At 60.4% G+C, this 18789-nt stretch carries 17 protein-coding genes; 6 read left to right on the top strand and 11 right to left on the bottom strand.

Features of this window, described 5'->3' with window-relative positions; translation table 11 throughout:
* Window positions 1–12: 12 nt before the first annotated feature.
* The 3 genes from AAGQ88_RS08925 to AAGQ88_RS08915 form a co-directional block, all read right to left on the bottom strand.
* Window positions 13–735, bottom strand: coding sequence for an amidotransferase (locus AAGQ88_RS08925; protein ID WP_285425713.1), 723 nt, complete (start codon window positions 733–735; stop codon window positions 13–15).
* 141 nt (window positions 736–876) lie between these two features.
* Window positions 877–3036, bottom strand: coding sequence for a 3-hydroxyacyl-CoA dehydrogenase NAD-binding domain-containing protein (locus AAGQ88_RS08920; protein WP_342655027.1), 2160 nt, complete (start codon window positions 3034–3036; stop codon window positions 877–879).
* Between the two features lie 87 nt (window positions 3037–3123).
* On the bottom strand, window positions 3124–4329 hold the full coding sequence (locus AAGQ88_RS08915; protein WP_342655768.1) for an acetyl-CoA C-acetyltransferase: 1206 nt from the start codon (window positions 4327–4329) through the stop codon (window positions 3124–3126).
* 653 nt (window positions 4330–4982) lie between these two features.
* Here AAGQ88_RS08915 and AAGQ88_RS08910 point away from each other — a divergent pair.
* Together AAGQ88_RS08910 and AAGQ88_RS08905 are read left to right on the top strand one after the other, a co-directional pair.
* Complete coding sequence (locus AAGQ88_RS08910; protein WP_342655026.1) at window positions 4983–5354, top strand: rhodanese-like domain-containing protein; 372 nt, start codon at window positions 4983–4985, stop codon at window positions 5352–5354.
* Window positions 5355–5360: 6 nt separating this feature from the next.
* On the top strand, window positions 5361–6182 hold the full coding sequence (locus AAGQ88_RS08905; RefSeq protein ID WP_342655025.1) for a cytochrome c: 822 nt from the start codon (window positions 5361–5363) through the stop codon (window positions 6180–6182).
* A gap of 392 nt (window positions 6183–6574) precedes the next feature.
* On the opposite strand, the gene AAGQ88_RS08900 is transcribed toward AAGQ88_RS08905, so the two are convergent.
* The 5 genes from AAGQ88_RS08900 to AAGQ88_RS08880 form a co-directional block, all read right to left on the bottom strand.
* Window positions 6575–7414: a transglutaminase family protein gene (locus tag AAGQ88_RS08900; protein ID WP_093467169.1), complete on the bottom strand. Its 840-nt coding sequence runs from the start codon at window positions 7412–7414 to the stop codon at window positions 6575–6577.
* Entirely contained in the window at window positions 7411–8370 is a 960-nt protein-coding gene (locus tag AAGQ88_RS08895; protein ID WP_093467166.1) for an alpha-E domain-containing protein, read from the bottom strand. Before AAGQ88_RS08895 ends, AAGQ88_RS08900 begins: the two co-directional genes overlap by 4 nt.
* Window positions 8371–8382: 12 nt before the next feature.
* Window positions 8383–9792: a circularly permuted type 2 ATP-grasp protein gene (locus AAGQ88_RS08890; protein ID WP_093467163.1), complete on the bottom strand. Its 1410-nt coding sequence runs from the start codon at window positions 9790–9792 to the stop codon at window positions 8383–8385.
* Window positions 9793–10316: 524 nt separating this feature from the next.
* Complete coding sequence (locus tag AAGQ88_RS08885) at window positions 10317–10655, bottom strand: ribonuclease E inhibitor RraB (protein ID WP_093467160.1); 339 nt, start codon at window positions 10653–10655, stop codon at window positions 10317–10319.
* A 246-nt stretch (window positions 10656–10901) separates the two neighbouring features.
* Complete coding sequence (locus AAGQ88_RS08880; protein WP_093467157.1) at window positions 10902–11138, bottom strand: hypothetical protein; 237 nt, start codon at window positions 11136–11138, stop codon at window positions 10902–10904.
* A 286-nt stretch (window positions 11139–11424) separates the two neighbouring features.
* Between AAGQ88_RS08880 and AAGQ88_RS08875 the strand changes: the two genes are divergently transcribed.
* On the top strand, window positions 11425–12720 hold the full coding sequence (locus AAGQ88_RS08875) for an OprD family porin (protein WP_342655024.1): 1296 nt from the start codon (window positions 11425–11427) through the stop codon (window positions 12718–12720).
* A 184-nt stretch (window positions 12721–12904) separates the two neighbouring features.
* Here AAGQ88_RS08875 and AAGQ88_RS08870 read toward each other — a convergent pair whose 3' ends face one another.
* The 3 genes from AAGQ88_RS08870 to AAGQ88_RS08860 form a co-directional block, all read right to left on the bottom strand.
* Window positions 12905–14977 carry an LTA synthase family protein gene (locus AAGQ88_RS08870; RefSeq protein WP_342655023.1) on the bottom strand — a complete coding sequence of 691 codons (2073 nt, stop codon included), beginning with the start codon at window positions 14975–14977 and terminating at the stop codon, window positions 12905–12907.
* A gap of 309 nt (window positions 14978–15286) precedes the next feature.
* Window positions 15287–16147, bottom strand: coding sequence for a polyamine aminopropyltransferase (gene speE, locus AAGQ88_RS08865; RefSeq protein WP_342655022.1), 861 nt, complete (start codon window positions 16145–16147; stop codon window positions 15287–15289).
* 170 nt (window positions 16148–16317) lie between these two features.
* The gene (locus AAGQ88_RS08860) at window positions 16318–16509 is read right to left on the bottom strand and encodes a PLDc N-terminal domain-containing protein (RefSeq protein WP_024688144.1); all 192 of its coding nucleotides are present in this window, start codon (window positions 16507–16509) and stop codon (window positions 16318–16320) included.
* A gap of 238 nt (window positions 16510–16747) precedes the next feature.
* On the opposite strand from AAGQ88_RS08860, the gene AAGQ88_RS08855 reads away from it, so the two are divergent.
* Genes AAGQ88_RS08855 through AAGQ88_RS08845 form a run of 3 tightly spaced genes read left to right on the top strand, consistent with a single transcriptional unit; the run spans window position 16748 to window position 18758 of the window.
* Window positions 16748–17479 (top strand): hypothetical protein, encoded by a 732-nt coding sequence (locus AAGQ88_RS08855; protein ID WP_342655021.1) that lies wholly within the window; start codon window positions 16748–16750, stop codon window positions 17477–17479.
* Window positions 17479–17904: a phage holin family protein gene (locus AAGQ88_RS08850; RefSeq protein ID WP_093467139.1), complete on the top strand. Its 426-nt coding sequence runs from the start codon at window positions 17479–17481 to the stop codon at window positions 17902–17904. The genes AAGQ88_RS08855 and AAGQ88_RS08850 overlap by 1 nt, the downstream gene beginning before the upstream one ends.
* Window positions 17901–18758 carry a DUF3618 domain-containing protein gene (locus tag AAGQ88_RS08845; RefSeq protein ID WP_342655020.1) on the top strand — a complete coding sequence of 286 codons (858 nt, stop codon included), beginning with the start codon at window positions 17901–17903 and terminating at the stop codon, window positions 18756–18758. Before AAGQ88_RS08850 ends, AAGQ88_RS08845 begins: the two co-directional genes overlap by 4 nt.
* Window positions 18759–18789 lie beyond the last annotated feature (31 nt).

Genomic DNA, 18789 nt, shown 5'->3' with positions numbered 1-18789 from the left:
CGCGTCGAACGATCAGGCCACCTGAGGCTTATTGGCCACAAAGCGCATCATCCACTCGGCGACTGCGGTGCCGTGGTGGTCTTCTTCAAGGCTCGCGATGCCCTTGCTGTAGACCTGCTCACCCAGCGCTTCCTGACGAATGTCCAGAAGCGTGCGTGAATAGTCGTGGATGAATTCCGGATGCCCCTGGAAACACAGCACCTGATCGTTGATGTGGTAGGCGGCAAACTGGCAGAAGTCGCTGGATGCCAGCACCGTCGCGCCTTCCGGCAGCGCGGTCACTTGATCCTGATGACTGATGAGCAAGGTCAGCTTGTCCATCGCCGGGGTCATCCACGGCTTGGCCGGGGCAAGGTCGTAATGATGGATGCCGACGCCCCAACCCTGCGTCGCGCGCTCGGTCTTGCCGCCCAGCAACAGGGCCAGCAGCTGATGACCGAAGCACACGCCCAATAGCTTGTCGCCCCGCTTGTAGCGGTCGAGCAGGTAAGTCTTGAGGGTCTGAATCCACGGATCGGTGCCGAATGAATCGGCCTTGGAGCCGGTGATCAGGTACGCATCGAACTGCTCGGCATCGGGCGGATAATCCCCTTGCATGACGTTGTAAACCACAAACTCGGCGGGAATCGGCTGACGGGCGAAGAGCGACTGAAACATCCGCCCATAACCTTGATATTGATCGACCAGTTCAGGGCGAAGAACGTCGGTTTCTAGAATGCAGATGCGTAACGACATAGAAATTCCTGAAGCGACAAAGCGAAAATGCGTACAGCCAAGCCTGCCTTGAAGCCTGGAGCAAGGCAAGACCCGTTTGCGTCGTGACGCTGCGCGAGGCTGAACCGAGGCTGTCCAAAGCGTGCAGACGGTTCGCGGCCCTCAATCAACAGACCGTGCCTGGAAGCGTTTGCCGTTCAGGGCCATTTCCAGTAGCGAAGCAGGCGGCGCGAAGCGGTCTCCGTAGTGTTCCGCCAGGTACTGCGCGCGGGCGACGAAATCCTTGCGGCCGTACTGATTGATAAACTGCAGCGCGCCGCCGGTCCAGGCCGGGAATCCGATGCCGTACACCGAGCCGATGTTCGCGTCGGCAGTCGAGCGCAGCACGCCCTCGTCCAGACAACGCACGGTTTCGATAGCTTGAATGAACAGCAGGCGGTCGCGAATTTCCTGGCCACCGATCTGCGCCTCGGGCTTCTCGAATCTGGCCTTGAGCTGCGACCACAAGCGCTTGGGCTGGTCCTGCGGATAGTCATAGAAACCCGCACCGGCAGCCTTGCCTGCACGCTGAAACTCATTCACCAGCAGCTCGACCACCGCATTTGCCGGATGCTCGACGAGGGTTTCGCCGTGCGCTTCCAGGTCCTTGCGCGCCTGTTGGCGAATGTGGCTCATCAGGCTTAGCGACACCTCGTCAGAAACCGCCAGCGGCCCCACAGGCATGCCCGCCTTGCGCGCTTCGGTTTCGATCATCGCGGCATTGACGCCCTCGCCCAGCATGGCGATGCCTTCGTTGGTGAACGTGGCAAAAACCCGGGAGGTGAAAAAGCCTCGCGCATCATTGACCACGATGGGGGTCTTGTTGATCTGCTGCACGAAATCGAAGGCACGGGCCAGGGTCATGTCATTGGTGCGCGCGCCTTTGACGATTTCCACCAGCCGCATCTTGTCCACCGGACTGAAGAAGTGCATGCCGATGAAACGCTCCTGACGACTCACCGCACTGGCCAGCCCGGTGATCGGCAGCGTCGAGGTGTTGGAGGCAATGACCGCGTTCGGTACCACCACTTGCTCGGCAGCGGCGCTGACCTGCGCCTTGAGCTCGCGCTCCTCGAACACCGCCTCGATGATCAGGTCGCACCCTTCCAGATCACTGTCGCGGCCAGTGGTCTTGATCCTCGCGAGCACTGCATCGCGCTGCTCCGGGGTCATCCGTCCCTGCGTCACCTGTTTGTCGAGCAGGCGCACTGAGTAATCCTTGCCCTTTTGCGCAGCCGCCAGATTGAGGTCCTTGAGCACCACATCGATGCCCGCCAGCGCGGTCACGTAGGCGATCCCGCCGCCCATCATGCCGGCCCCGAGAATGCCCACCTTGCGCATGTGATAGACCGGAGGCGCCTTGGGCCGCGACTCCCCGGCATTGACCTGATTGAGCTGGAACCAGAAACCGATCATGTTCTTGGCGATCTGGCCGGTGGTCAGCTCAGTGAAATATCGCGCTTCGATCTTCTCCGCCGTCGAGAAATCCACCTGTGCGCCCTCCACCGCCGCGGCCAGGATTTTTTCCGGCGCGGGGTAGCAGCCTTGAGTCTTGCTGCGCAGGATCGAAGGGGCAATGGCGAGCATCTGCGCCACTTTAGGATGACTGACCCCGCCACCGGGAATCTGAAAGCCAGGTCGGTCCCAGGGCTTTTCCGGCGCCGGATTGGCGCGGATCCAGTCGCGCGCCTTGGCGATCAGGTCGTCGGCATCGCTGGCGATCTGATCGATCAGCCCGATTTTCAGCGCCTGCGCGGCGCTCAGGTTGCGACCTTCCATCAGCAACGGCAGCGCTTTTTCAAGGCCCAGCATGCGCACCAGACGCACGGTTCCGCCACCGCCGGGCAGCAGGCCCAGGGTGACCTCGGGCAGACCAAGGCGCACGTGCTTTTCGTTCAGGGCAATGCGCTGATGACACGCCAGACACAACTCCCAGCCGCCGCCGAGCGCTGCGCCGTTGATGGCCGCGACCACCGGTTTGCCGAAGGTTTCCAGTGCACGAAGTTGGGCCTTGAGGTCCAGCGTCATCTGGTAAAACCACGCGGCACGCGAGGTGTCGACCTGGATCAGTTCGTTCAAGTCGCCACCGGCAAAAAAGGTTTTTTTCGCCGACCTGATGATGACGCCGAGGATGTCGTCGCGATCGCGCTGGAGCCGTTCGAGGGTTTCACCCATCGCCTGCCGATAGACAGCGTTCATGGTGTTCGCCTGCTGGCCAGGCATGTCCAGGGTCAGCGTGACGATCTGGTCGGGGCCGATTTCATACGCGATGGCATCAGTCATGCGGTCGTTCTTCCTGAAACGGTTTCGAATGTGGGTTGCTCAACCGGGGCAGCCGTCGGCAAGCGCTGCGAAGGCTGCGTCGGCAGGTCAGACCCGCTCGATAATGGTCGCGATTCCCATGCCGCCGCCGACGCACAACGTCGCCAGGCCGTAGCGCAACTGCCGCGCCTCCAGCTCATCGAGCAACGTACCGAGGATCATGCAGCCGGTGGCGCCCAATGGATGGCCCAAGGCGATGGACCCGCCGTTGACGTTGACCCTGGCAGGGTCGACACCCATGTCTTTGATGAACTTGAGCACCACGGATGCGAAGGCCTCGTTGACCTCGAACAAGTCGATGTCCTCGATGTTCAGCCCCGCCCGGGCCAGCGCCTTGCGCGTCGCCGGCGCAGGCCCCGTCAGCATGATGGTGGGATCGGTGCTGGTCACCGCAGCGGACACGATTCGCGCCCTCGGCCGCAGCCCCAGCGCCTGCCCTTTTTGCGCCGAACCCAGCAGCATCAACGCCGCCCCATCGACGATGCCGGAACTGTTGCCCGGTGTGTGCACGTGCTCGATGCGCTCGACGTGGCTGTAGACGCGCAACGCCGTGGCGTCATAACCCAGCTTGCCGATGGCTTCGAAACTGGGCTTGAGCCTGCCCAGGCCTTCAAGCGTGGTGTCGGCGCGAATGAACTCGTCATGATCCAGCATCAGCATGCCGTTGGCATCGCGGACCGCTACCAGCGAGCGCCGGTAAGCGCCTCGTTCCCGGGCCATTGCGGCTTTCTGCTGGGACTGCAGCGCAAACCGGTCGACGTCCTCGCGCGTGAAGCCTTCCAGCGTTGCGATCAGGTCTGCGCCAATGCCCTGAGGGGTGAAATGGGTGTGCAGGTTGGTCTGCGGGTCCAGCACCCAGGCGCCGCCATCGCTGCCCATCGGCACCCGTGACATCGATTCGACGCCACCGACCACGACCAGATCCTCGAACCCGGAGCGGACCTTCATGGCGCCAAGGTTCACCGCCTCAAGTCCCGAGGCACAGAAACGATTGACCTGCACACCGGCCACCTCTATTGCCCAATCGGCAACCAGTGCGGCCGTCCTGGCGATATCGGCGCCCTGATCGCCGACGGGCGTGACGCAACCGAGCACGATGTCATCCACTTGACTGGTGTCCAGATGACAGCGCACCTGTAACGCCTTCAAGAGCCCGGCCACCAGGTCGACCGGCTTGACGCTGTGCAGCGCGCCATCGGCCTTGCCCCTGCCACGCGGTGTGCGTAGCGCATCGAAAATAAACGCCTCGATCATCCTGTCCTCGCGCTCTGCTCGAATGGCCTGCTGGAAATAGGTCTGCTGCGTGCCGCCGTTACCATAGCTGGCATGTCCACGGATGCAATGATCAAAACGATCAGCGCCCTTGACCGCCTTGTAGGGTAGCCGCTTGTAGGACATTTCGGGGTCAGACGAACGGTCGCTCGCTACAGGAAGTGAATCGTTTAGTCCGAAAGCGTCTAGCAAGGGAATGTCTGCGCGGTGGCATTGCGCCTTATACCTATTACACTAGGTAGAGTGAAACGGGAAATACCCAAGCGATCTAAGGCGCGCTGCACGCGGGCTCTAAGGTTAAGTCTGTAGCAGAGGCGCAATAAAAACCGATTCTTTCAGCGCCCGCCGTCCGCGATTCATTGATCGGGACATCTGCTCTTTGACTCACCTTTGCCAGCTGCCCGCTTCTGCCATCGCCGAAGCCGGAGAGCTTTTGTCGCTCAGGAATAACAAGAAAAGGCATACGTCATGTTCAAACGCTCAAAAGTACGTCAGGCCGGACTCATCGTTTTCGCCACCACGCTGCTGCTGATTTTGCCCAATCTGACCCGATTGTTTGGCTGACCTCATCACAAGGACTTGCGGCGAATTGCATTTGTGCCACCCTTTCTGCATTCAGCCAGAGGGATGGACACATGCGTCAGTGGTGGGCAGTTTTTGCGTTGGGCTTGAGTGCAGCGGCACACGCCGGGCCGGTTGAGCAGGCTGCGGCGGTGGCAGCGATCAAGGAGGGCAAACTTGCCATCGACGTTCGCAGCCAGAGTGATTACGAATCGGGGACGGTGCTTAACGCCGTGCGCGTCGATGACCGGCGTCTGGTCAATCAGCTCAAGCAGGTCATGACCGATCGCAACCTGGTGCTGGTGATCTTCAGTTCCAGCGACGCCCGCGCCAGCAAGGCTCAGGACCAGCTGAAGAAAGCCGGTTACACCAGCATCATCAACGGCGGTTCCTACGATGAGTTGCACAACGCGCTCTACGACGTCACTGACGATCCTGCGGAGTAGCCGGTTTTGCGTTTATTTCTGATGCTGGCCAGCATCCTGACTGCCCTGCCCGTTCATGCCGCTCAGTTGACGATTGACCTCGGCAATGGCTCGCGCACGTGGAGCACAGCGCAACTGCTCGAACACCCTCAAGCGCAAGACATCGACATTCCCGACGATGTTTCCTACAAACGAACCATGCACTATCGCGCTGTGCCGATGGCTGCGCTGCTGAAAGGGGTGCCCGTCGACGCGCACCTCCAGGCGATCGCCACCGACGGCTTCGCGGCCGAAATACCGGCCGCGCCCTTGCTGCACGAGAGCGGGTCGAGGGCCTGGCTGGCCATCGAAGACCCCGCACACCCTTGGCCCGGGCTGAGCAAGGACAAGCCCGGCGCAGGGCCGTTTTATCTCGTGTGGACCGACCCTGCCGCCAGCCGGATCAGCCCCGAGCAATGGCCCTTCGCCGTTGGCAGGATTCGCCTGCTGAGTCCGGTGGCCGAGCGCTTCCCGGCCCTGCTGCCCGACGCGAAGCTTGCGGCGGACGATCCGGTGAACAAGGGGTTTGCGCTGTTTCAGAAGAACTGTTTCGCGTGCCACCGCTTGAACGGTGCGGGGGATTCGCAGCTCGGCCCGGACCTGAACATTCCTCATAACCCCACCGAATACTTCGCCGGCGATTATCTCAAGCTGTACATCCGCAACCCGCAAGCCCTGCGCCAGTGGCCACAGGCGAAGAGGCCGGCGATCACGCCAGAGGTGCTGTCGGATGAGGAATTGGGCCAGGTGGTGAGTTATCTGAAGCACATGGCTGCCAGAAAGGTTACAGGTTCAGCAGCTAGCCCATGAGTTAGAGCGTGAGCCGGGTTTCTTTAACTCCCGTTCGATCAGCGGCGTATCGCCTGACGCCTTCGCGAGCAAGCTCGCTCCCACAGGATTTGTGTCGGCCAGGGAATTCGGGAAGCTCGGAAATTGATGTGGGCGTGAGCCAGATGCCTTCAACGCCATCGATCAGCGGCATGACACCCGACGCCTTCCCGGCTGAAGCCGGTCCTACGAGAAGCTCTCAGCGTCTGTAGGACCGTCCTTCTCGGCTAAATCCGGGTCCTACTAATACCTCACAGCGTCTGTAGGACCGGCTTCAGCCGGGAAGAGGCCGGTGCATATTGTGGAGATGCAGTCTCTGGAAACCAGCCCTCGCAGGCGCGCCCACTCCCACGGAATGAAGCGCTTCATCGCATTCAGGACTGCCGCTGTACCTGCATTTGCACCACGGGCTGTGCAACAGGCACCGCAATCGGCGCCGAAGGCGACACTACGACCTTCGCGTGCATCTGTTCGCAACCGCCGCCGCGACGCATGCCGCGTACCGGGCAGGCGTCCAGATAATCGAGACCGACCGCGAGTTTCAAATGACGCTCCGGAATCGCCAGCCGGTTGGTCACATCGAAGCTGTACCAGGCGTCGTCGATCCACGCTTCGGCCCAGGCATGGCTGGCCAGGTGCTCGCTGCTGTCGCTGTACAGGTAGCCCGACACATACCGCGCCGGCACGCCCAAGCTGCGGGCGCAGGCGAGAAATGCGTGGGTATGGTCCTGACACACGCCAGCGCGGTTGGCAAAGGCCTGCGCCGCGCTGGTGTCGACGGCCGTAGCGCCCGGCGTGTAAGTGATGTGCTGATTCAACGCCTGCATCAAGTCGATCAAGGCATTGCGATCCGTGCGTTTTTTCGTTTCCTTGGCGGCGAAACTGCGAATCGCTTCGTCAGCCTCGGTCAAACGGGTGAAGCGCAGGAACGGCAGCGAAGACTGGCTCTCATGCTCGGCCTCTCGCGTTTCATCGATCTCAACCTGGCCCCGCGCGCCGATGACGATGGCCTCATGGGGCTCGTCCATGGTCAGCACGTGCAGGATATTGCCGAACGGATCGATCTGCGCACGCACCGGACGCGGCAAAGCCAGTTGCCAGCTGAGCACCTGCTGGCGCTCGCTGTCGTGTGGGGTCAGACGCAAATACTGGATGCTGGCGCGGACCTGATCGTCGTAGTGATAGGTGGTCTCGTGGCTAATCGAGAGTCTCATGCAGCCTCCAGATAAGAAGTGTGGATAACGTTACCCAGTTGGGCCAGCAGCGGAATGAATTCGTTCAACCATTCGTGCAGCCCCTCCGCGAGGATTTCATCGATACCGGTGTAGCGCAGCCGCGCATCGAGTTCGGCCGCCAGACGCTGCGCCGGACGACCATTGGCACCCGGCAGACTCGCCAGAATCATGTCCAGTTCTTCCAGGCAGGCGCGCAGCGAACGGGGAATGTCGGCCCGCAGCAACAGCAACTCGGCAACCTGCCGCGCACCCGGCGCATCACGATAGACCTCGGTGTAGGCCTCGAATGACGACAGCGCGCGCAGCAACGCACTCCACTGGTAATAACCGGCCGCCGAACTGTCTGCTGCCGCATTGGCTGCCGGGCCGCGCAGCTCGAGCATTTCATAGCGGGCGTCGAGCAGGCGCATGGTGTTGTCGGCGCGCTCGATGAAGGTGCCCAGGCGAATGAAACGGAAGGCATCGTTACGCATGATGGTGCCGTAGGTCGCGCCGCGGAACAGGTGCGAACGCTCCTTGACCCACTCACAGAAACGGCTCATGCCATAACGGCTGAGGCCCTGTTCAGCGATGCCGCGAATTTCCAGGTAGGTCGCGTTGATGTTTTCCCACATGTCCGCGGTAATCCGCCCACGCACGGCATGGGCACTGGCCCGCGCGGCGGCCAGGCAACTGAAGATGCTGGCGGGGTTGGCTGCGTCCAGGGCGAAGAAATGCAGCAAGCGTTCGGCATGCAACTCGCCGTGGCGCTCCAGGTAATCGTCTAGCGTTCCGGTGATCAACAGCGGCATGGCGAGTTCATTCAAGCCGTCGCCGCGCCCGTCCTGGGGCATCAATGATAACGAGTAACTGACGTCGAGCATCCGCGCGAGGTTCTCGGCCCGCTCCAGGTACCGCGACATCCAATATAAATCCGAGGCAGTTCTACTTAGCATTGGCAGGCATCCTTAATCCTCGACCACCCAGGTGTCCTTGGTTCCGCCACCCTGCGACGAGTTCACCACCAGCGACCCTTCGCGCAACGCCACGCGCGTGAGTCCGCCCGGTACGACGCGGGTTTCGCGGCCAGACAGGACAAATGGGCGAAGGTCGATGTGTCGCGGGGCGATGCCGTTCTCGACGAAGGTCGGACAGGTCGACAGGGACAAGGTCGGTTGAGCGATGTACGCATGGGGCTTGGCTTTGAGTCGCGCGCGGAACGCTTCGATCTCGGCTGCAGTGGCGGCAGGCCCCACCAGCATGCCGTAGCCGCCGGAACCCTGGGTTTCCTTCACCACCAGATCGCCGAGGTTGGCCAGCACGTGAGACAGCTCCTCGGGCTTGCGGCATTGCCAGGTCGGCACGTTCTTCAGGATCGGCTCCTCGTCGAGGTAGAAGCGGATCATGTCGGTCACGAACGGATAGATCGACTTGTCGTCGGCCACGCCAGTACCAATGGCATTGGCCAGCACTACATTGCCTGAGCGATAAGCCGACAACAGGCCCGGCACACCCAGCATCGATTCGGGGTTGAACGCCAGCGGATCGAGGAACGCGTCATCGAGGCGGCGATAAATCACGTCGACTGCTTTCGGCCCGTCGGTGGTGCGCATGAAGACACGGTCATCGCGCACGAACAGATCCGCGCCCTCGACCAGTTCGACACCCATCTCGCGCGCCAGAAACGCGTGCTCGAAGAACGCGCTGTTGAACCGTCCCGGCGTGAGCACGACGACGCTCGGGTTATCCAGAGGGCTGGAGCTCTTGAGGGTGTCGAGCAGCAGATTCGGGTAATGATCGACCGGAGCGATGCGCTGGGCGGCGAACAGCTCGGGGAACAGCCGCATCATCATCTTGCGGTCTTCGAGCATATAGCTCACGCCGCTGGGCGTGCGCAGATTGTCTTCAAGCACGTAATAGGTGCCGTCTGCGTCGCGAACCAGATCGACGCCGGAGATGTGCGAATACAGGTCGCGGTGCAGGTTCAGGCCCTGCATCGCCAGTTGGTACTGCTCGTTGGCAAGCACCTGTTCGGCCGGGATGATGCCGGCCTTGATGATGCGCTGGTCGTGATAAAGGTCGGCGAGAAACATGTTCAGCGCCTTGACGCGCTGAATGCAGCCGCGTTCGACCACGCGCCATTCACTGGCGGGGATGCTGCGAGGAATCGTATCGAAGGGAATCAGTCGCTCGGTTCCCTGCTCGTCACCGTACAGCGTGAAAGTAATCCCGGCGCGATGAAACAAAAGATCGGCCTCACGTCGACGCTGAGCGAGCAACTCAGGCGGCGCTTCGCCCAGCCAGCGGGCGAATTCCCGATAATGTGGACGGACACCGCCGTCTACATCGTACATCTCATCATAAAAGGTGCGGATCATGCCGTACTCCTTGTCACCATGGACACATGGGTCTTCGCAAGGCCCGTGCCAGCGGCATAAACGCTTATAAATCAATTGGTTGAATAAATTCGAAGACGCTTGCGCACCATTCCTGTGCAAGAAGCGCTCTAACCAATTCTCCTACGCTTCATAGAGAAGCGTCCTGCCGCCGAAAAATCTATTAGCAGCATAGCCAGAGTTGATTTCCCGACGGGATTTTGTTTCCGGATAATCGCGCCATCAACGCAGAGAACGTGGTCCAGAGGACCCGGGCGTTTCCTGCCATCGCGCGTCTATTCACGAAATTCCCTTTACGCCGCTCACACCCGAGCGGCTTTTTTTGCCCTGTTTTTGCCGCCGCCCACCTGCCGAATGCTTCAACAGATGGGTGACGCAAAGTCGTGAGGGCCGATTCGTTCGCATGGAAACGGTCGATCGCCAGTTGATCTATCTGGCCTCGACCGCTGCCCGGCGCTCGTTCGACCCTCACCGTCACACAGTGCGTCTGAGCAAGCGGCCAGCACTCAGTGCAGTCGCTTGATCTCCTGCTTCACGCCCCATCCTTCAACCTCACCGTCGAGGCCGATGATGGCGCTTTGAAAGTCCTGCTCGAAATCTCCTATGCCGTCGTACGTGGCATACATCAACTTGCTCAACTCCAGGTACCACGCCCCATCCTCCCGGGCGTTGAGCTGGACGTTGACGGATTCACCTCGGAATTTTTCTGCCGCCTGACGCGCCCGTTCCTCGTCCGGGAATATGGCGTAGAACTCGATTGGATGGATACTGGCGAAGTCGAAACCGCCTTCTTTCATGCGGCGCAGTACGTGACTGCTGATGTCTTCTTGATAGGTCGTGCTCATGAAACGTCCTCCTATGCAACGATAGATAGAGTTTCAACGATCCCGAAACGCCCGCTGTTGCGCGGCGTAGAGCAGCAGTTCATCCGCTGCCCGGGACTCAAGCATGTCGCTGACAAGGCCGATGCTGCTGTTACAAATCAGGCACCACGCGAACAGAATCGGGTAAGTGCTTCACCGGCCTCGATTGCAGAGTACGCCCATTGGTGGCGTGTTGCCAATTGGCGGTAATGGATCGTCGAGGCTGACTCATGATGCCTCGACGATGGAAATGATTTGCACAGCGTTCTGTTCTTTCAAGACTTCCGCCGTAGGGGCGTTTGATCGACCGTCCAGATCGTTCAGATCGAGCTCGCTGACGACGGGGAACAGAATCGGGCGCAAATACCGCGCAGCTTCCTCCTCGCTTGGACGCTGCTCGGATTCAAGATCGTGGGTCTGCTGCACGCCATCTTTATCCTGAAACGAAATAGTCCAGACTTTCATCAATGTCTCCTCAGTGAGAGCCGTGGAAACGGCCTACTGATCTTGACCCTGCGGTATCAGTGACGTTCAACGGGAATGATCACTGCCAGCGCGCGCTGCATCTGTTCGTTTTCTGCGCCGAAACTGCTCTGAATCGGGCCTTGCAGAGAGGGCGCGCTATACAAAAGTGTAATGGGCTAAAAAAGCCCGAATCACCATACTGCGCGCCCATCCGATGCTCCGCCTTGCTGATCGCGCACGTGCGCACGCTCAACGTCGGTCATTCCCACCTGATCTGGAGTTCCTCATGCTTATTGGCCGCACCCGCCCGCGCACGCTTGTCGGTCTTGGCACGCTGTCATTGTTCGCGAGCGTCACTGCCCCGGTTTACGCCGAAGGTTTTCTGGAAGACAGCAAGGCGAACATCGAATCGCGCACGATGTATTTCAACCGTGATTTCCGGGATGGCAGCAGCTCCAATCCGCAAGGGGCGTCCAAGCGCGAAGAAGCGGCGCAGGGTTTCATCCTGAACTTTCAGTCGGGCTACACCACAGGACCTGTCGGGTTCGGCATCGACGCGCTGGGCATGGCGGGCTTTCAACTGGACTCAAGCCCGGACCGCAGTGGCACGGGTCTGTTGCCGTCAAGCGGCCGCAACCCACGCAAATCCAAAGGCGAATACGCCAAGTTCGGCGCCGCGGCGAAGGTGCGCTACTCGCAGACGGTGTTCAAATACGGCGCAATGATGCCCGACCTGCCGCTGCTCAAATACAACGATGGCCGTCTGCTGCCGACCATGTTCAATGGCGGCATGCTGACATCCGAAGACCTGCCTGGCTTCAAGTTCATGGCCTCGCGACTGGATCATTACACCGCGCGGGACTCGACCGACTCGCAGGACATTCGCCTCAACAGCAAGAACAAGCGCTACACCAGCGACATCACGGGCAACCATTTCGACATGTACGGCGTTGATTACAAGGTCACGCCCGCCATCACCGCGCAATACCACTACGCGGCGCTGGAAAACGTCTATCACCAGCACTATGTCGGCTTGCTCGGCAGCGAAAAGGTCGGGCCGGGTGTGGCCTCCGCCGATGTGCATTTCATCAAGAGCCATGATGACGGCTCAGCCCGGGCCGGCGAGATCGACAACCAGGCCTTGAGCACCCTGCTCGCCTACGCTGTGGCCGGCCACAAATTGACCGTTGGCTGGCAGACCATGATCGGCGACACGTCGATGCCTTACCTGGATGGCACCAACCCGTATCTGGTCAACTACATCCAGATCAACGACTTCGCTGCCGCTCAAGAGCGCTCCTGGCAACTGCGTTACGACTACGACTTCAAGGCGATCGGCTTCAACGGCCTGAGCTTCATGACCCGCTACGTCAACGGCGACAACATTAAAGTGGCTGGCAGCGACAGCGAAGGCAAGGAATGGGAACGTGATACCGAGGTCAAGTATGTGATGCAGACCGGTACCTTCAAAGACCTGAGCATCCGCCTGCGCAACGCAACCTTCCGCAGCAACTACGAAAACTTCGCCCGCGACGTCGACGAAACCCGCGTGATTCTCAGCTACAACTTCTCGGTCCTCTGATAGCGCGACTTACCGACATGCACGTGTGGGTAGAAGCGGATGTATTCGCGAAGGGGTTGTGCGGGCGCTGCACCTTCAGCGCCTGAATATTCAATCGCGAATGAATTCGTGCCTGCGGGGAACTCATCGTTCGCCAAGGCAAAAAAAAACGCCCCGAGACCGGGGCGTTTTTCATTGTGCAGGTTTACTGCGGTTTTGCGTCTTTCACACCGGCGGTGTTATCCAGCAGGCTCTTGGTAGCGGTCTGCAGGAAACTGTCGAGCTTCTTGCGCAACTCGCCGACATCCGCCGCGTTGGGCATCACTTCGGCGTGGGGCTTGGTGCCCAGCTCATAGCTGTAGACCTTCGGCTCCATTTCCTTTGGCTCGATCAGGATGCGGTTGCCGGTCACCAGCGCAACGGTCTGTTCGCTGCCTGACGGCTTGATCACACCAAAGCCCAGATCGCCAGCAGGCAAGTTCAGCAGGTCGCGACCCCAGCATTGATGAACGGTCTCGCCACCCAGGCGGCCCATGATGGTCGGGACGATATCGATCTGTGTGCCGACGATGCTGCTGCGCTTGCCGAACTTGTCCTGCAGGCCCGGCGCGATCATCAGCATCGGCACGTTGAAACGACCCAGGTCCATCTCGGTGATCTGCTCGTTGTTGCCAAAACCATGGTCGCCCACGACCACGAACAGCGTGTCCTTGTAATAAGGCTCTTTCTTGGCTTTCTCGAAGAACTGACCCAGCGCCCAATCCGAGTAACGCATGGCGGTCAGGTGTTCATCGAGCGTGCCATGGCCGGTGACCCGTTCAACGGGCAGGTTGGCCGGCAGCGCATAAGGCGTGTGGTTGGAGAGCGTCTGCAGCAAGGCATAGAAAGGCTTGCCCTTGGCTTCGCGATCCTTGAGCTCCTGCGCGCCACGGTCGAACATGTCCTGGTCGGACACGCCCCATGTAGGATCGGAGAACACCGGATTAACGAAATCGTTACGACCGATGAAGTTCGTCATGCCCTGGTTGCTGAAGAAACCGGACTGGTTATCCCAGGCGAAATCGCCGTTGTAGACGTAAACGTCGTCGTATTTACGCGCACTCAGCAACTGCGGCAGGCCTGACAGCTTGTGGCTGCCTTCCGGCGTCTGCATCAGGTATTCGAAGCCCGGCAGGTTCGGGAAGCACGCCATCGTGGCGAACATGCCCTGGTGGGTGTGCGTGCCGTTGGAGAAGAAGTGGTCGAACAGCAGGCCTTCTTCGGACAGTTTGTCGAAATAAGGCGTGATGTTCGATTCGTCCCCCAGCGCGCCGACCGAGTGACCGGCGAAGCTTTCCATGAGGATCACCACGACGTTCTTGATCGGCAGCGTATTGGCTTGCGGCGGCGTGAAATCGCGGCGGACAGCTGCACGATCGGCATCGACCAGCTTGTCGTTGTCGGTCAGCAGCATGTCGCGCACGATCTGCTGAGCCTCAGGCTGCGGCAACGTCGCCTTCCAGATATTGTCGCGATCTTCGGACATACGGCTCTTGGCCGCAGCGATCAGCGTCAACGTGCCGTTCAGGCCCAGGGTGTTGGCGAAATTCGATTCGGTGGTATACGCATCACCCCAGCGCAACGGCGGGCCTTGACGCAACGTGCCGCGAGCGGCAATCACGGCCACGACCAGACACAGAACGAACACGGCAACGCGCGTGTACCACGGAGCGACAACGCGATTGCCGGTACGGCTAACATTGAAACCGCCACGAGGACGGGTCAGGCGATCCACGCCTTTGAATACCAGGCTCAGCACCCAGGTCAGCAATGCCCACGCCAGCAGATAGCGCACGACCGGATAGCCGTACCAGATCATGCTCAGAACGGTCTTCGGGTCTTCCTTGACGTACTGAAACACAAGGCCGTTGAGGCGCTGGTGGAATTCGCGGTAGAAATCCATCTCCATCAGGCCGAAGAACGTGGTCAGGCTGGCAACCAGCGTCAGCCAGAATCGGAACAGGCCACGGGCGGCCATCATGCGGGCGCTGAACAGGGCCAGCAACAGCGGAATCAGGATGTAGACCACAAGACGCAGGTCGAAACGCAGGCCATTGCCGAACGCTTCGATGAAGGTCGAGGCTGGCGTCGCGCCAATCCCCTCACGGTTGTAAACCAGCAGCGCAATGCGCAAAAGGGTGTACAGGATCATCAGCACCAGACCGCTCAATAGCGTGTAGGCCAGGTGCGATCTGACGGTAGGTTGCGGCGCGCGCGCCGGGGCGTCCGTGTTGGCCATGTGTCTTGGGATCCGTTGGATTCAGGTTGAAGTTCAAAAGCCTTCGCGCCCGGTGACATCGAAACGCCGGACGGGGTCGCGGGGGGCAAATATTACGTGATCGCTGGCTGTTTACCACCGATCCCGTTCATTCTTCATGAGCGAACGGGCGCCGGACGGCAACGATGGCGAGACAGGCAGATTTCAAGCGACGGAATTTTCCCGAAGAACCGGTGAAAATTCCGTTGCTTCAATGATGTTCAAACATTTTCTTACAAAGCGTCCTGCCCCCTGAGCCATTCAGAAGGCATCAACGTCACATCGCGAGCCTCAGTCGTTGCTCGGTTTGTTCACGGCCTGCAATACGTACTGCGGCAGCGCGAATGCGCCCAGATGGATTTCCGGGTTGTAGTAGCGGGTCACGATGCCGCTGCCGGCAAAGCGCTGACGCAAGGTGTCGAGGGAAAGCTTGCGGTACTGGGTGTTGGTCGAGCCCCAGGCGAAGGTCATCGAGCCGCCGATGTAGGTCGGCACGGCCGCCTGATAGAAATGCCAGTCGGCAAACAGGCCATTCATGCGCCCGGCGGTGGTCTGAACTTCGCTCAACTGCATGAACGGCGTGCCGTTCTGGGTAACCAGAATGCCGCCCTCGTTCAGGCAGCGGTGGCAGGCCTGGTAGAAGTTTTCCGAAAACAGGACTTCGCCAGGGCCGATGGGGTCAGTGGAATCGGAAATGATGACGTCGAATTTTTCCTGAGTGTTGGCGACGAAGCGCATGCCGTCGTCGATCACCAGGTTCAGACGCGGGTCCTCGAACGCACCTTTGGAGTGATTCGGCAGGAATTCCTTGCACATCTCGACCACGGTGCCGTCGATTTCGACCATGGTGATGTGCTCGACGGTCGCATGTTTGGCGACTTCACGCAGCATGCCACCGTCTCCGCCGCCGATGATCAGCACGCGCTTGGCCAGGCCGTGGGCGAGGATCGGCACGTGCGTGAGCATTTCGTGGTAGATGAATTCGTCGGCTTCGGTGGTCTGAATCACGCCATCGAGCGCCATCACCCGGCCCATGCGCGGGTTCTGGAAGATCACCAGATGCTGATGTTCGGTGCGCACTTCGTGGAGCATTTTTTCCATGCGAAAGCGTTGGCCGTAGCCTTCGTACAACGTTTCTTGATAATCGCTCATGGATGGGTCCCTGATTAAAGCTGATGACAGGACGGCGGGCCGCCCACAAGAAAGGCGCGCATTCTACGTCGCCCGCCATGACAGGTCGAATCTCGCAGCGACGCCCATGAAAAACGCCTGACTGCGCAACAGGCCAATCAGGCGTCGATGTTCTGAATCCTTGCCACCGTCTAGATGCGAACGTTGCCTCGCGGACCGGCGATTGCCCAGATGATCAGGCCCAGCACCGGAAGCAGCACGATCAACAGCACCCAGAGAATCTTCATGCCGGTCTCGGCGCCGCTCTTCAACACATTGATGATGGCCCAGATGTCGAGGGCCAGAATGATCAGTCCAACCAGACCATTGAAGGTGGAACCCATGGTGTCGCTCCTTATTGAAGGCTTGCCCAGATAGGAGTCGCGCGGCGCGATGAGGGTTCCGTCGGGTGTGTGCAGCGCCCTTGCGAAAGATGCAGCCGCCGTCCGTCTCTCCTTCAGAACTACTGATTCTACTCCCGGCTCAACCCTTTACAGCGTGCAGATTTCCTGCCGTGCGAGATGCAACTGCCAGAAGTGAAGCCGCGGTGAGCATCTCTTTCTATGAAGGAAGGTGACTAAGATGCCCACGATCAACCAAGGCGGCGACGGCGCGCAGCAGCGCTCCATGCCACCCAATGACGCACTCCACACCCTGCAGGACGACGCCAAGGCACTGTTCGACACGGCGCGGGAACAAGGGACTGAACATCTGGACGAGTATCGGCAGCGCGCGGCGGACGAGATAGAAAATCTGGCCCGGAGTGCGACGTCGGCGGCCGAACAACTGCAAGACAAGGATACATTGGGCCTGTCTCATTACATCACTGATGTCGCGGACAGCCTGGGCAGCTTTGCCGGAAGCCTGCGCGGAAAAAGCGCCGATGAACTGCTGCATCAGGTGTCGCGGCTGGCCCGCGATAACCCGGCGCTGTTTCTGACGGGCAGCATTGCGTTGGGCTTTGGCCTCTCGCGCTTCATGCGCGCCAGCACACCGGATCTGGCACAGCCCTCTTCACCTGAGTCCACAGCCCGCAGCGCCGATGCCGAAGACGACGCGTTCGACCCCAGAATCGCCGCTGACGAAGAACTCGCCGTCCGCCCGCCGCACACCGACGATGTCATACGCAGCCAGTCGGTCCCGCCCGGCTGGAGCATGTCGTCTGCGCCCACCGCCGACGCCGACCACGAGCCAGGGATTCAGCAATCGGGGGCCGAGATGGGCAGTTTTGACGATCACAACGACCGCGACGCCTCCCAGGCGAGGCCAGACGAGACGTCCACCGACAAGCCCGCAAATAAAGGAGAGCTGTGATGGCCATCAATCCAGACGTACCGCGCAGCAGCGGCAGCAACCCGGACAGCGAGCAATCGGTGCTCGGGCTCGTGCGGCAACTGGCGCATGAGGTCCCCGCACTGATCAGTGAAGAACTGGCGCTTGCCAAAGCCGAGATCAAAACCTCCATCGACACCGCCAAAGCAGCGACCGCAGCCGTGGCCGGGGGCGTGGTATTCATGCTCGCAGGCCTGGTGATTCTGCTCATGGCCGCCGTCTACGGTCTGGCGCTCTACGTTGCCCCGTGGCTGGCTGCCCTGATCGTCGGGGCGGTCGCGATGATCGCAGGTTTCGTGATGGTGCAGTCAGGCAAGAAACAACTCGAACCGTCCCAACTCGCGCCTGAACGCACGATGCATGCCCTCAACAAGGATAAAGACGCTATTCAGAGGAAAGTCTCATGAGCACTGAAAGCAGTTTTGCGACCAAAGAGCAGTTCGAGCAGGACGCTGTTCCCGATGTCGAGGTTCCCAGAAGCCCCGATACGCTGGAGCGCGATATCGACGCACGGCGCGCCAATATCGAGAACATTGTCGATGCGCTGGAAAACAAATTGTCGCCGGGGCAGCTGTTCGACCAGGCGCTGGCGTTCACCCGGAACAACGGCGGCGAGTTCTTCACCAATCTCGGCACCTCGATCAAAAACAACCCGGTCCCGGTCGTTCTCGCCACGGTTGGCGTCGGCTGGCTGATGCTCGGTCAGAACAACCGCCCGCACAGCAGCGGGCCTTCGGTGCTCGGTCAGGTGGGCGAAACGTTAGGCGGCGCTGCTGCGGCCGTCAGTGACTCGCTGACCGGTGCGAAAGATTACCTGCGCCAATCGGCCCACCAGCTCGGCGAAAAGGCCAGCCATCTGGCTGAGGGCGCGAGTGACACAATGGGTGACCTCAAGGAGCGCGCGACATCGGGCACCTCGAATGCCCGCGACACGCTGAAGTCAACCGCTGACCGCACGCAGGATGCGCTTCTGAATCAGGGCCGCAACCTGCAGGGCACGCTCGATTACATGCTCAAGGAGCAGCCATTGGCATTGGCCGCCATCGGCATTGCCCTGGGCGCCGCAATTGGCGCGGCCTTGCCCAAGACCAGCCACGAGGACAAGCTGTTCGGCCAGACCCGTGACAAGCTCACCGATACAGTGAAAACCACGATGGATCAGGCCTGGGAGTCGGTCTCGGACCTGGGCAAGGACGTTGTGGATGACCTCAAGCAGGCGAAACCGTCGACTCCCGTCACGGGCTCCAACCTGGATGTCTGAAAATCGGCAGTAAAAGTCGCCCGGGGGCCAG

It is taken from the genome of Pseudomonas sp. F3-2 (assembly GCF_038804275.1).
GTDB lineage: Bacteria > Pseudomonadota > Gammaproteobacteria > Pseudomonadales > Pseudomonadaceae > Aquipseudomonas.
This window is presented reverse-complemented; position numbering and strand designations above follow the sequence as displayed.

Bases quoted from the DNA above. Each gene is read 5' to 3' on its own strand.
- AAGQ88_RS08880 (WP_093467157.1), bottom strand. From the start codon at position 11,138: ATGAAAGTCTGGACTATTTCGTTTCAGGATAAAGATGGCGTGCAGCAG.
- AAGQ88_RS08875 (WP_342655024.1), top strand. From the start codon at position 11,425: ATGCTTATTGGCCGCACCCGCCCGCGCACGCTTGTCGGTCTTGGCACG.
- AAGQ88_RS08890 (WP_093467163.1), bottom strand. From the start codon at position 9,792: ATGATCCGCACCTTTTATGATGAGATGTACGATGTAGACGGCGGTGTC.
- AAGQ88_RS08885 (WP_093467160.1), bottom strand. From the start codon at position 10,655: ATGAGCACGACCTATCAAGAAGACATCAGCAGTCACGTACTGCGCCGC.
- AAGQ88_RS08920 (WP_342655027.1), bottom strand. From the start codon at position 3,036: ATGACTGATGCCATCGCGTATGAAATCGGCCCCGACCAGATCGTCACG.
- AAGQ88_RS08900 (WP_093467169.1), bottom strand. From the start codon at position 7,414: ATGAGACTCTCGATTAGCCACGAGACCACCTATCACTACGACGATCAG.
- AAGQ88_RS08850 (WP_093467139.1), top strand. From the start codon at position 17,479: ATGGCCATCAATCCAGACGTACCGCGCAGCAGCGGCAGCAACCCGGAC.
- AAGQ88_RS08915 (WP_342655768.1), bottom strand. From the start codon at position 4,329: ATGATCGAGGCGTTTATTTTCGATGCGCTACGCACACCGCGTGGCAGG.
- AAGQ88_RS08870 (WP_342655023.1), bottom strand. From the start codon at position 14,977: ATGGCCAACACGGACGCCCCGGCGCGCGCGCCGCAACCTACCGTCAGA.
- speE (WP_342655022.1), bottom strand. From the start codon at position 16,147: ATGAGCGATTATCAAGAAACGTTGTACGAAGGCTACGGCCAACGCTTT.
- AAGQ88_RS08895 (WP_093467166.1), bottom strand. From the start codon at position 8,370: ATGCTAAGTAGAACTGCCTCGGATTTATATTGGATGTCGCGGTACCTG.
- AAGQ88_RS08860 (WP_024688144.1), bottom strand. From the start codon at position 16,509: ATGGGTTCCACCTTCAATGGTCTGGTTGGACTGATCATTCTGGCCCTC.
- AAGQ88_RS08845 (WP_342655020.1), top strand. From the start codon at position 17,901: ATGAGCACTGAAAGCAGTTTTGCGACCAAAGAGCAGTTCGAGCAGGAC.
- AAGQ88_RS08925 (WP_285425713.1), bottom strand. From the start codon at position 735: ATGTCGTTACGCATCTGCATTCTAGAAACCGACGTTCTTCGCCCTGAA.
- AAGQ88_RS08855 (WP_342655021.1), top strand. From the start codon at position 16,748: ATGCCCACGATCAACCAAGGCGGCGACGGCGCGCAGCAGCGCTCCATG.
- AAGQ88_RS08910 (WP_342655026.1), top strand. From the start codon at position 4,983: ATGCGTCAGTGGTGGGCAGTTTTTGCGTTGGGCTTGAGTGCAGCGGCA.